11 protein-coding genes are annotated in these 11999 nt (G+C 28.4%); 10 read left to right on the forward strand and 1 reads right to left on the reverse strand.

Features of this window, described 5'->3' with window-relative positions:
- Positions 1-493: 493 nt before the first annotated feature.
- The 8 genes from CLPUN_RS01360 (at position 494) to CLPUN_RS01395 (ending at position 8867) form a co-directional block, all read left to right on the forward strand.
- Positions 494-1345 carry a hypothetical protein gene (locus tag CLPUN_RS01360; RefSeq protein ID WP_077845587.1) on the forward strand — a complete coding sequence of 284 codons (852 nt, stop codon included), beginning with the start codon at positions 494-496 and terminating at the stop codon, positions 1343-1345.
- A gap of 247 nt (positions 1346-1592) precedes the next feature.
- On the forward strand, positions 1593-2483 hold the full coding sequence (locus CLPUN_RS01365; protein ID WP_077845588.1) for a GDSL-type esterase/lipase family protein: 891 nt from the start codon (positions 1593-1595) through the stop codon (positions 2481-2483).
- 19 nt (positions 2484-2502) lie between these two features.
- On the forward strand, positions 2503-2964 hold the full coding sequence (locus tag CLPUN_RS01370) for a DUF4358 domain-containing protein (protein ID WP_077845589.1): 462 nt from the start codon (positions 2503-2505) through the stop codon (positions 2962-2964).
- 22 nt (positions 2965-2986) lie between these two features.
- On the forward strand, positions 2987-4372 hold the full coding sequence (locus tag CLPUN_RS01375; RefSeq protein ID WP_077845590.1) for an MBOAT family O-acyltransferase: 1386 nt from the start codon (positions 2987-2989) through the stop codon (positions 4370-4372).
- 16 nt (positions 4373-4388) lie between these two features.
- The gene (locus CLPUN_RS01380; protein WP_242954015.1) at positions 4389-5519 is read left to right on the forward strand and encodes a DHHW family protein; all 1131 of its coding nucleotides are present in this window, start codon (positions 4389-4391) and stop codon (positions 5517-5519) included.
- A 24-nt stretch (positions 5520-5543) separates the two neighbouring features.
- Positions 5544-6737: a tetratricopeptide repeat protein gene (locus CLPUN_RS01385; RefSeq protein ID WP_077845591.1), complete on the forward strand. Its 1194-nt coding sequence runs from the start codon at positions 5544-5546 to the stop codon at positions 6735-6737.
- A gap of 33 nt (positions 6738-6770) precedes the next feature.
- Positions 6771-7466, forward strand: a complete 696-nt coding sequence (locus CLPUN_RS01390; RefSeq protein WP_077845592.1) for a response regulator transcription factor — start codon at positions 6771-6773, stop codon at positions 7464-7466.
- Positions 7467-7478: 12 nt separating this feature from the next.
- Positions 7479-8867, forward strand: coding sequence for a sensor histidine kinase (locus tag CLPUN_RS01395; protein ID WP_077845593.1), 1389 nt, complete (start codon positions 7479-7481; stop codon positions 8865-8867).
- A gap of 318 nt (positions 8868-9185) precedes the next feature.
- Here CLPUN_RS01395 and CLPUN_RS01400 read toward each other — a convergent pair whose 3' ends face one another.
- Complete coding sequence (locus CLPUN_RS01400) at positions 9186-9512, reverse strand: winged helix-turn-helix transcriptional regulator (RefSeq protein WP_077845594.1); 327 nt, start codon at positions 9510-9512, stop codon at positions 9186-9188.
- A 384-nt stretch (positions 9513-9896) separates the two neighbouring features.
- Between CLPUN_RS01400 and CLPUN_RS01405 the strand changes: the two genes are divergently transcribed.
- Positions 9897-10736, forward strand: coding sequence for an SDR family NAD(P)-dependent oxidoreductase (locus CLPUN_RS01405; protein ID WP_077845595.1), 840 nt, complete (start codon positions 9897-9899; stop codon positions 10734-10736).
- A gap of 84 nt (positions 10737-10820) precedes the next feature.
- The gene (locus tag CLPUN_RS01410) at positions 10821-11225 is read left to right on the forward strand and encodes a pyridoxamine 5'-phosphate oxidase family protein (RefSeq protein ID WP_077845596.1); all 405 of its coding nucleotides are present in this window, start codon (positions 10821-10823) and stop codon (positions 11223-11225) included.
- Positions 11226-11999 lie beyond the last annotated feature (774 nt).

Here is an 11999-nt window from a genome sequence, read left to right on the forward strand (position 1 = left end):
AACGCAGAAGAATATGGTAGATTTAACTCTAAAATATAGTTGTTTATTGATTCATTTTGGTTTAATATTGTTGTCAGCATAGATTAACCTCCTTAGGTTTGGTGTTGCAACTTAAACCTAACATATTTGAGGCATCTATGCTATTTTTTTGTAAAATTTTGTTGAAGTAATTTATGGATTTGTATCCATAGAAAAATTTCTCGAATTAATGCACAAGTCAAGTTAAAATATATAAATAATTTATATCCCGTAACTATTTGATAACTTTTAATAAATTAGCACATTATATAATAAGAATATAGAAATTATTGCTAAAGATGAGTTGTGTATATGGCAAACGAAAAAGATTATATTTGATTTAAGTCAGGAGGTATATTTAGTTAAAGAGAGAAATGAGAGAAACTTATTTTAGTCTGTGTAGGATAGTTTATATTAAATTGTTTTCTTAATCAATTTTTGGAAGTAAAACAGAAATAAAAGGAGGAATTTACTTATGTCTAATTATAAAAAAAACAGTAAATTATTTAAAGGAGTAATTGCACTTGCAATAGCAGCAGTTTGTGTTGGAACAGGTGCTACACCAACAGTTTATGCAAGTACTACTAATAACACAATTAAATATGAAAATGGAAATATTAATTTTAGCGGACGAGTAGAAGAGGGTGTTAATACATTTGTTGATTCTATAAGTTACAATGCAAAGAACCAAACATTAAGTTTTGTAGTACCAAAAGAAATACCAGAAGGATATAAGTGGTTTGTGCATATATCTGGACATGAACAATTTCAGGGTGGGCCTGGTGTTTTTCACTTATTTGAAGATGAGAGCTATAATTATACTTGGGAACCAGGTAAAAAATATGAATATACTTTTAAAGAAAATTCATTGATTAATTGCAGTATTGAAGTTGGAATGATAAATAAAAATATTTCTGATGATATAATAAATAATATGATAGTTAATATTGATAAAGATGGCAATATTGCTAAAAATAAATATGAAAGTTATGAAGCTGTAAACAGTCTTATAAACACAATAAATTATGATAAAGTATCAAAAACTATTTCTTTCACAATACCAAAAAATATGCCAGAAGGTTATAAATGGTTCATTCATGTTAGTGGACATGAACAACTTAAGGATGGGCCTGTTGTATTTAATGCTTTAGAATATGAAACTTATAACTATAAATGGGAAAATGGAAAGACCTATACTTATACAATAAAAGATGGTGAATTAATTAATTTTAGCGTAGAAGTTGGACTGAAAAATGAAAAATCTAATTATATTGAGATCGATACTTTAGTTGCTATAGATAAAGATGGAAATAAAAATTTAAAATAAGATAAAAATATAAAAAGGGATTGTTCAGTAAATGGATAGTCCCTTTTTTGTGCTATTAATTCTGTAAAAATGAAGTAATTAGATTTGTATAAATTAGTTGATGCTTTGTTTGATAAAGAAAAATATGTAGAAATTACAATTATTATAGATAAAAATTATGGTATGTAACTATTTGATAACTTTTAATACATCATAACCCAATATAATTAGGGCATAGAATATTTTACGAAAGTTGAGGAGTGTTACAGTGATAAATAAAGAGAGGAGAACTGGTACGAGTGAGGGAAGTATACTCAGTATAAGAGAGAAAAGAAAGAAACTTATAGTTAGAAAAAGGAGAAGGAGATTGGCTAGTGTAGCCATCATTGTGGCTTGTGTAATTATTACTTCAATAGTGATTGCTAATCAAAGAGAACAAAAGCAAGTAATGGCGGCAGATAATATTATTAGTACAGAAAGTGCAGAGGAAATTAAAAATTCAGTAGAAACTGAAAAAGAAAATGTTATAACAGAAAAAGATAAAAAAGAAAATGTAAATGGTGAAAAAGTGGCTTCTGATGAACCTATAGCCCAAAGCAATGAATCCTCTAATAATATGGATGCAAATTATTCACAATTTTTTAAGAAGGATGTTTTTATTGGAGATTCTATAACAGAAGGAATGTCAGATTATGATTTCTTAGATGAGGAAAATGTATGTGCAAAACTTGGCTTGAATTTGACTCAAGTTGATCCACAAATAGAAAAAGCCAAAAATCTAAAACCACGAAGAATATTTCTTTTACTTGGTGCTAATGATATAGAATATTCTGGAACAACACCAGAAATTTTTAAAGAAAGATATATAGAAGTAATACACAAGGTAAAAGTAAGTATCCCAAATTCAAAAATTTATGTACAATCAATACTTCCTGTTTTACCACAAGCTTCAAGAAGTAATCAACTTGTTAATAATACAAGAATAGGCAAGTTTAACACTGTTATTAAAGCTATGGCAAGTGAAGAAAACATAACATATTTGAATATAGATGCATTAGTAAAGGATTCTAATAAAAATCTATATGAACAAGATGGAATACATTTTAAGTCTAAATTTTATACTTTATGGCTTGATTATATTAAATTAAATACAAAGTAATTATTAGGAGATGATAAGAATGATTAAAAAATTTTCGATAGCAGTATTTTTAGTAATATTTATTTTAGGAGTTATAGGGTGCTCAAGTAAAAGTGATATAAGCTTTAAAGATATTAGTGAAAAAATAGAAAAAACTGTGGATATTTCTAATATGAGAGTAGAAGACAAAGAAAAGTTAAAAAAATTATATGATATAGATGCAGATAAACTTGAAGATTTTAAGTTTTATAGAGCAGAATCAAATATTAAGGCAGATGAAATACTTATTTTAAAGGTTGAAGATAAAAATGCTATAGAAGATATTAATAGTAAAATTAAAAAGAGAATAGAGAAACAGGAAGGCAGTTTTAAGGATTATTTGCCTAAAGAATATGATTTAACAAAAAATAATGTGTTAAAAACAAAGGGAAATTTTATACTCTTTGCAGTTTTAAAAGATGCGGATAAAGTACAGGCATCTTTTGATGAAAGCTTAAAATAAATTATGCAAGGAGGTTTAAAGTTTGGTATTTAGTAGTCTTTTATTTATATTTATTTTTTTACCAATTACCTTGGCTGTATATTACATATGTCCAAAGAAGTTTAGAAATATAGTGATTTCAATAGTAAGCCTTATATTTTATGCATGGGGTGAACCTATATATATAATAATAATGATTTTTTCTACAATTTTTGATTATACAAATGGCAGACTTATTTATGAAAATAAAAATAATAAAAAGACTGCAAAATTAATACTCATATTTTCAATAGCTATAAACTTAGGATTATTATGTTTTTTTAAGTACTATGGATTTATAGTAAATAATATAAATGGATTATTTAATTTGGAAATAAAAATTAATTCAATGCCACTGCCATTAGGAATATCTTTTTACACCTTTCAAACTATGTCCTATGTAATAGATGTTTATAGAGGAATTGTTCCAGCTCAAAAAAATTTTTTAAACTTTGTAACTTATGTTTATATGTTCCCACAGCTTTTGGCAGGACCGATTGTTAAATACAGGGATGTGGAAAAAGAAATAACTGATAGAAAAGAAAGCATTAAACTTTTTATAATAGGATTATTTAAAAAAGTGTTTATAGCTAATAATGTAGGAGTGGTATGGAGTGCAATTAAAGGGTTACAGATTACAGAGATGTCTGTAGCTTCAGCATGGATAGGAATAATAGCTTTTACTTTCCAAATATATTTTGATTTTAGTGGTTATTCTGATATGGCGAGAGGTATTGCAATGATGTTTGGATTTCAATTACCTATTAACTTTAATTATCCATATACATCAAAAAGTATAACTGAATTTTGGAGAAGATGGCACATGACACTTGGAGGATGGTTTAGAGAATATGTATATATACCTCTTGGTGGTAATAAGACTACTAATTTAAAGCGTTACAGAAATATATTCATTGTTTGGTTCTTAACGGGTTTATGGCATGGTGCAAATTGGAACTTTATATTGTGGGGGTTATACTATGGGATTTTTGTAACTTTAGAAAAGATGTTTCTTTTAAGATGGCTTGATAAGCTTCCTAGTTTAGTAAGAAATTTATATTCTATTTTAGCAGTCATAATTGGATGGGCATTATTTGAAATTGAAAATATACCTAAGCTTTTAGAATTTTTGGGAGTAATGTTTGGAATTGGAACAAAGAAGTTTATTGATAAAACAGCAGTATATTATCTGTATACTAATGCAGCAATTTTTGTGATTATGATTTTAGGTTCAACACAAATACCATTAAAAATATTAGAAACTTTGAAATTAAGATTTGAAAAAGTAAATATAATAATTTTTACTGTAATGTATGTTTCAACATTGTTTATATGTACTGCATATCTTGTAAATCAAAGTTACAATCCATTTTTATATTTTAGATTTTAGAAAGGATGTAGAGAATTTGTCTAAGAAAAAGTATAACAAAGCTATTATAGTTATGTTTATAGGATACATAGGCGTGATGATAATTTTCAATCTATTGACCCCGTTAAAAACTTTTTCAGAAGAAGAAAATAGGCAGCTGCAGATGATGCCTAATTTTTCTTTTGAAAAACTTAAAAGTGGAGAATTTACTAAACAGTTTGAAGCCTATATTGCAGATCAATTTCCTAAAAGAGATTTCTTCGTAAGCGTAAAATCAGAAAGCGAAATGCTATTAGGAAAAAAAGAAAATAACGATGTTTATAGAGGAAAAGATGGATATCTTATGCAAAAGTTCTTTAAAGGTGACGATAAAGATATTAAGGATAAAGTGGAAGCTGTAAATACTTTTTTCGAAAATACCGATAATATAAATAGGTATTTTATGCTTGTTCCGAATTCAATTGAAATACTTAAAGATAAGCTTCCTTTTGACGCACCGGTTCAAAGTGAATTAGCGTATATAAATGTGATAAAAAGTTATTTAAACAAGGATGTGAAATTTATAGATGTATATAATGAACTGGCTTCTAAAAAGGAGGAAGATATTTATTATAAAACAGATCATCACTGGACAACGGATGGAGCGTATTATGCATATGAAAAATTTTGTGAAGATGCTGGGATTCAAAAAAAGAATAAAAATGAGTTTGATATAAAAACATTAACAAACAATTTTTATGGGACATCTTATTCGAAGAGTGGATTTAATGATATTGCTCCTGATACAATTAAAATATATGATCCAAAGGATAAGGAAAATTACAAGGTTAAGTATTCAGAATCAAAAGCTGAAGAAAATACTGTTTACTCCATGGATAAGTTAAACCAAAAGGATAAGTATGCTGTATTTTTGGGTGGTAATCACCCGATTGTAAAAATAACAACTGGAGTAAGAAATGCTAAAAAACTGCTTGTAATAAAAGACTCTTATGCAAATAGTTTTGTACCATTTTTAACATCAGCTTACAGTGAAATTTATATGATTGATTTGAGATATTATGATGATAGTGTATCGAAGTTTATAAAGTCAAATAAAATAAATAATATATTATTTTTATATAATGTAATCACCTTTGCAGAGGATAATTCAATACAGCTTATAGATTAAGATATTTATAGATTGGAGAAAAGTATGAGGAAAATTTTTATTGTGGTAATTCTATTTTGCACTTTATTTATGATATCCTCTTGTGGAATTTATTCAAATCCCAATTCACTTATAACGTCACCAAAGCTTAATGGAAAAGATATATCAACAAATGACAATACAGATGATATAATTCGAAAATTTTTACCAAATGAATTTGAAGTATTGTCAAAAGATGAAATAGCAACTAGTAAGTCTATAGAATTTATAGATATAGATAATGATAAAAACAATGAAATTATAGCTTTCATTGAAAAAGATGATACAAAAGGATTTATGATATTAAAAAACAGCGGTGGATTATGGCAGAAAGAATATCAGAAACTTTTAAAATGTGAATTTATAACCAATTTTGCTTTCTTAAATGTATTTGATACGAGTAAAAAAAGTATAATTATAGGTTTTTCTATAAATAGCAATATTGGAGCTGAATATGATGTTTACACTTATGAAGATAACGGAATTGAAGAAAGAAATATTGGAACGTGGAATAAGTTTGATATTGTCAAGAATTTAGAGGTTGATGGAAATGAGTTTACTATAGCTGGGTGGAGAAAGTATGGATATGATTATTTGATTGTTGATTTTATAAAACTTGATGGTAAAGGTGCTTATTTAAGTAATGATTATTATCCAGAATACTACAATAAATCCATTGAGTATTATAATAATATGCTTAATGATATGCTTAAATATAAAGGACCGACCTATTTTGCATGGTATGGAATAGTACGAACAGAAATTAGGAGTGGAAATGCTGAAAAAGCCTTAAATGAATTAGAAACTGTGAATCAGATTAAAGGATATTTCCCATTAACAGATGCAATAACAGACTTACTAAAAGCGCAAACTTATATAAAGCTCAATAAATTTAATGAAGCACAAGAAACTTTGGATATTGCTATAGTTAAGGAAAATAATGATGCGAATAATAAGAATTTTATAGACGAAACATACAGAGACTTAGCTTACATGTATATTGAAAATGCTAGACTTTCAGAAAAATTATCAAATAAAGAAAAAGCAGAAGAAATGTTAAAAAAAGCTTCAGACATATTTAATCAATTAGACAAAAATAACTATTATCATACTGGTGGTGCTGAGATGAAATTTTATAAAGAATTAGATTTAAATACAATAAACAATGAACATCGGAAACTTAATAAAAATGATAAATGATTAAAGTTTATTTAAAGAATTGAGGGGATGGTTATGAACGAAAAAGTACTTATTGTTGAAGATGAAGAGAATATAAGAAAATTTATAGTTACAAATTTAGAAATAAGTAATTTTGAGGTTAAAGAAGCAGGCTCAAGTGAAGAAGCTATGAAAATATGCAATAGCTACACTCCAGATGTAATAGTGCTTGACATAATGCTGCCAGGTTTAGATGGTTATAGACTTTGCAAGATACTAAGAGAAAAATTCTCAAATGTTGTTATAGTAATGCTAACGGCAAAAGCTCAAGATAGCGATAAGATACATGGTCTTGATATTGGTGCTGATGATTATATGATAAAACCTTTTAATCCTATGGAACTTATTTCAAGAATAAATGCTATACTCAGAAGGGTGAAAAGAAATGATAAAAGTTTGAATGAAATTTCAAGAATAGAACATGGAAATTTAAAATTGAAACTTAAAGAACAAAAGTTGTATAAGGATAATAAAGAAATAGAAATTACAAATCAGGAATATAGTCTTATAAAATTTTTAATGCAGAATCCCAATACCGCCTTTAATAGAGATGAACTTTTAGATAAAGCGTGGGGAGAAAGTTTTTTTGGGGATTATAAAACTGTTGATGTCCACGTTAGAAGGCTTAGAATAAAAATAGAAGATGATCCGTCTAAACCTGTATATATACAAACTGTTTGGGGTTATGGATACAGATTTTCTAGCAGTTAGGGTGTGTGAAAGATGAAAAGGAGCATAAAAACCAGATTACTAGGAAGTCATTTTATAGCTATATTTTTAACAGTAATAGTACTTGAGATTATATGTTTTATAAGCATAAAAAATTATTATTATAAGAATATAGAGGAAAATATAAAAACACAGGCTGAAAATTCTTCGCAATTTTATATAAAGCATTTTTCTAATGAAGATATAACTTTGTATGCAGATGATCTTATTCAGAATCTATATAATGCTACTAATGCTGAAGTTCAAGTAATAGATAAAGAAGGCAAGTTAATAAGGGACTCTTTAGGAATTGAAGAAGGTACTGATATGGAGGTCTATGAGGATGTAAAGTATGTTTTTAAGAATCGAAAAGTCTATGAGTGGATAGGAACACCGAATTACACCAATGAGAAATGCATATCAATTTCATATCCTATATGGGATTATCAAAAAGATAAGCCTAATATTATAAGAATTGTTGTGTCACTAAAGCCAACTGATATTTTTCTAGATAAACTTTTAATGATTTTTATTGCTGCAGGTGTTTTTATGATTACAATTATTTCAGTTGTAAGTATTTCAATATCTAATACTATAATTACTCCAATAAATTCTATTACTAATATTGCAAAAAAGATGGCAGAGGGAAATTTTAAGGAAAAAGCAACAAAGAAATATAATGACGAGATTGGAATACTTTCTGATACTTTAAATTATATGGCAGATGAGATATTAAAAAATGAGAACTTAAAAAATGAGTTCATATCATCAATTTCACATGAATTAAGAACGCCATTAACATCAATAAAAGGATGGGCTCTTACACTTGAAAGAAAAGACTTTACTGATGAAAGAAAAAGGGCTGAAGGACTTGATATAATAGTTAAAGAGAGTGAGAGACTCTCAAATCTTGTTGAAGATCTTCTTGATTTTTCAAGATTTCAAGCTGGCCGAATAGCGCTTAATATTGAAGAAGTAGATTTAAATGAACTTTTATCTAGAACTTTAAATGAACTAGAACCAAGGTTTGAGAGAAATAATATATCGTTAGATAGAAATTTTAGTGAAATACATAATATTAAGGGGGATAAAAATAGACTTAAGCAGGTATTTATAAATATTTTGGATAATGCATTAAAATTTACGGAAGATGGCGGAATAATAAGTGTAGGTTTAGAAAACAATGAAAAAAATGTAATTATCTCAATAAAAGATACTGGTTGCGGAATATCAGAGGAAGATTTACCTAATGTATTAAAAAAATTCTACAAAGTCCATTCTAATAAACCTGGAAGTGGAATAGGACTTGCCGTATGTGATGAAATAATAAAGCTTCATCATGGGAAGATTGAGATTGAAAGTGAATTTGGAACAATAGTAAGGATTTATTTAGCATACAAATAATAGCACTTACTTTAATGTTATTTAGTTATCACATGTTTTAGACAATTTTTGTACAACATAAGCCAGTAAAGGATCAATTAACGGTTATAAAAGAGTATCGACGAGGCTGATACTCTTTTAAATTGCTGAAAAAACAATATATAAAGAAATGCATTTAATCAGCGATTGATAAGGTATAGCAAAACGTTTTGGAAAAGAGGGTTTTCAAAATTGCTCTTGTGGCACGTAATACTGAGAAACTTCAGTAAGTGGTTGATGAGCTAAAAAGACTATCGTGAAAGCGATGTTATCTTGAATGTTTAATTCCATGATGTACTTTTATATATCGTTTTTAAGCCATTTCATTCCCCAGTTTCTCATTTCAATAAAAACCTGTTCAAAATCACGCCCCTTTTCTGTTAGGGAGTACTCTACTGTAACAGGAGAAGTTGGATATACGGTACGCGTAATAATTCCATTTGCTTCAAGGCTCTTTAAAGCATCTGAAAGAGCTTTTGTACTAATTCCCAAGTTCCTATTCATTTCATTGAAACGTTTTGCTCCATCATGTAACTCGCCCATAATGAGAAATGACCATTTACCACCGAAGATTTCCATAATTTTTTTAAGTGATTTTACACATATTATATCAGTATTAGGTTTCATCTTTTCACACCTCCTAATAGTTAAACGCAATATAGTAAGTATATAAAAGTTTATTAAGTTTAAAAATTTTTCGTACTTTACTTATTATATTAGTGGTATATAATAAAGTTGTCAATAAGAATTCAAAGGATACGCTCTTATGAAAAGTAATTTGAGGCTAGTGTTAGACAATGGATGGTGTTATGACATCAGATGGGTGGGAGTGGCTGGGCAGTAAGGATTGTCGGTAGGCGAAAGGTTTATACGCTAGGCTTTGGTCGTAACACTATAACCATCCTCAACGAGATAAAGAATAGTTCATTCATAGGTAACAACTTTCAGAAATAAACTGTTAATCATGTATCAGAAAAGGATTCATAATAAATATTATAGGGAGATGATGAAATGAAAACAATACTTATAACAGGTGGAACAGATGGAATGGGAAAAGGTATAGCTATGCATTTCTTAAAAAAAGGGGATCGCGTAATTGTTGTAGGTAGTTCTTCCGCTAAAGGTGATATTTTTTATAATGAGGCTAAACAATTAGGAGCTGAGGGAAGGGTGATTTTTCTTCAAGCAAATTTAAGCCTGGTAAAAGAAAATCAGCGTATTGTCGAAGAGGTAAAAAAGCGATTCCATTCTTTGGATATGCTAGTTTTATGTGCGGTTTCTCTGAAGTTTAGAAAAACATATTCTGAAACTCAAGAGGGATTTGAACTTACTTTTGGGCTATATTATTTGAGTAGATATATTCTTAGTTATGGTTTAAAAGAGTGTTTGGAAAAAGCTGAAAACCCTGTTATTATGAATATCTGTGCACCAGGGATGAAGGGATCTGTTAACTGGGATGATTTACGAGGCAAGAATAATTTTGATAGCCAAAAAGCGCAGTTTCATGGCAGCCGATTAAATGATTTACTAGGTGTTTCTTTTGTCCAAAATGATACCATAGGAAAGATAAAATATATTCTCTTTAACCCTTGGGCTGTACAAACATCTGGGGTTATGGAAATGTATGAACAACCTATGATGAAGATTATGATGAAGTTAATGTATAAAATAATAGGAAAACCAGTACAAAAAGCAATTGTTCCAATAATAGAATTGTTAGAAAATCCACCAAAAACTTCGTTATCTGCGTATAAACAGCAAAAGGAAGTAAGTCTTGAAATGGAAACTTTTGATAAGGATAATGCTCAAAAACTCTTTAATATAACATCTCAATTGATGAGCATAACTTAAGGCATTATAGTGTTAACTTAAATTTAAGCTTTATGAGTTATGAAACATTAAATTTTACAAATATAAAAAAAGGAGAGATTAATCATGAATTTAGAAAAAATGAAAGTAGTGATTCCAATTCACACAAGTGGCTATTTTGCAACTGTCGACGGAGATAAAGCTGACATTAGAGGATGGCAGTTGCAATTCATTGAGGATGGTAAAATATATTTTTGTACATCCAACAAGAAAGAGGTATATAGTCAGTTACACAACAATCCTAACTGTGCTTTTACTTGTAGTGCTGGTGGATATGCTTTTCGCATCAGAGGTAAAGCTATTATGGTAAGAGACAAAGAAGTAACAGCGAAGATACATGCATCAATTGATGCGCAGGTTGCTGCAGTTTATCCTACACCAGACGCCAACGGATTTGCCGCATTTTATTTAGAACACGGAGAAGTGAAACACTCAAGGAACTTCGTATCTTTTGACAGATTTACATTTTAAAAAGGAAAATATACTATAAAGAAATGTGAGGTTAAGAAGGTCACTATTCCTATAACTTTATTGTATCGACATAACTCACAGACAAGATTCTTGAACTTAACTAGTTTTTAAGGAACATAATAACCCTTTTATGAGTAATATTTCAGTTCTTCAGACGAGTAACCTCCAACATCTAAAGATTCTGATTGTAATGCATTTGGAATAGAATTCACAAACTTAATTTTATTATTCAATAGTGATATTTCTGCTATCATAGTCTAGCAAGAAATGTTTTGAATATATAAGGGGATTTACTTTAAGGTGGCGGTTATTTAACTAAAATCTTTTCTGTATTAAAATAAAGTTAAATATTAATTATAAATTATCATGATAAGCATTGATATTACTTAAATGAGAGAATGGTCTGAAGAAGTAAACATTCCACCCTTCTTCCGACTATCACCAAGATATAATAGATAATTTTAAAATACAATATGTAAAGATATGATATTTTTAATCTAAGGTTTGATTTATTTTAAGTGGCAGATAGATACAATAAAATATTCTAAGTTATAATTTAATAAAACTATTTAACACACACCGCACGTTGAAACTACGATTCAATATGAGGTGTATTTTATATTATCTGAACTTTAAAATTTAATTACGGCAAATTGCAATAACAAATTGAACTAATTTCTATTTATGACTTAAACACTTGTATTTTCTTAAACTGCATAAATTTTATCTAAGTGTGCTTCAAATAACTCTTCAGGAGTCTTATAGTTAAGTATT

It is taken from the genome of Clostridium puniceum (genome assembly GCF_002006345.1).
GTDB classification, from domain to species: domain Bacteria; phylum Bacillota; class Clostridia; order Clostridiales; family Clostridiaceae; genus Clostridium; species Clostridium puniceum.